The organism is Corallococcus sp. CA049B (assembly GCF_003611685.1).
Lineage (GTDB): Bacteria > Myxococcota > Myxococcia > Myxococcales > Myxococcaceae > Corallococcus > Corallococcus coralloides.
On record NZ_RAWC01000471.1, the window covers coordinates 1 to 883 of the forward strand.

General features: G+C 77.7%; 1 protein-coding gene. It reads left to right on the forward strand.

Going from position 1 to position 883, the window contains the following annotated elements; genetic code table 11:
• A partial coding sequence (locus tag D7W82_RS39775; RefSeq protein WP_120623198.1) for a lipopolysaccharide assembly protein LapB occupies nt 1–826 on the forward strand: 826 nt, incomplete at its 5' end.
• Between the last annotated feature and the right edge of the window lie 57 nt (nt 827–883).

Consider the following 883-nt stretch of genomic DNA (forward strand, 5'->3'; position numbering starts at 1 on the left):
CACCCCTTCGCTGGTGGCTGCCCCGCGCCTCGTGGACGAGGCCGCCCCCGTGGAGGCTCCCGCCGACGCCCCCATCTCCGGTGACGCCCTGGCGCTGCCGCACACGCACGCCCGCCGGGTGGACCACGTGGCCCGCGCCCTGGGCCTGCGCGAGCTGGGAGACGTGTCCGGCGCCGTGACGGAGCTGCGCCGCGCGCTGCACGACGACCCGGGCGCCACGGACGCCCTGGCGCAGCTGGCGCGCACGGCCCGGCTGGCCGGGGACACGCAGCTCGCCATCGACGCGTACGCCCGGCTGGGGCAGGCGGAGCCCCATGACGCGGGGGCGCTGGTGCAGCAGGCGCGGCTGCTGGTGTCGGAGGGCCGCTTCCCGGACGCCGTCCGCGTGGGCGAGGAGGCGCTGCTGCGCGACCCGGAGGACCCGGAGGTGTACCAGGTGCTCGGCCGCGCGCACCTGGGCGCCCATGAGCTCACCTCCGCCATCCTGCGCTTCCAGCAGGCGGTGCACCTGGACCCCGAGCACGGCCACGCGCTCAACAACCTGGGCTTCGCCTACCTGCGCGCCAACGACAACGCGCGCGCCGTGGAGGTCCTCACCCAGGCCGCCAGCCTCCTGCCCCATGTGGCCTATGTGCAGAACAACCTGGGCGTCGCCTGCGAGCGCCTGGGCCGGCTGGAGGAGGCCCGCGCCGCCTACGCCGCCGCCACCCGGCTGTCGCCCCGCTACGTGCAGGCCCGCGTCAACGCGGAGCGGGTGGGCCGCGTGGCCCGGGCCGACCCGGCGGGTCCTGCCCTGGCGGAGCCGCTCCCGCCCGTCGCGCCGTAGGGCGGGCGGCCAGGAAGCAGCGCCGTTCCCGGGGGGATGGCCCGGACGGGTTCACCC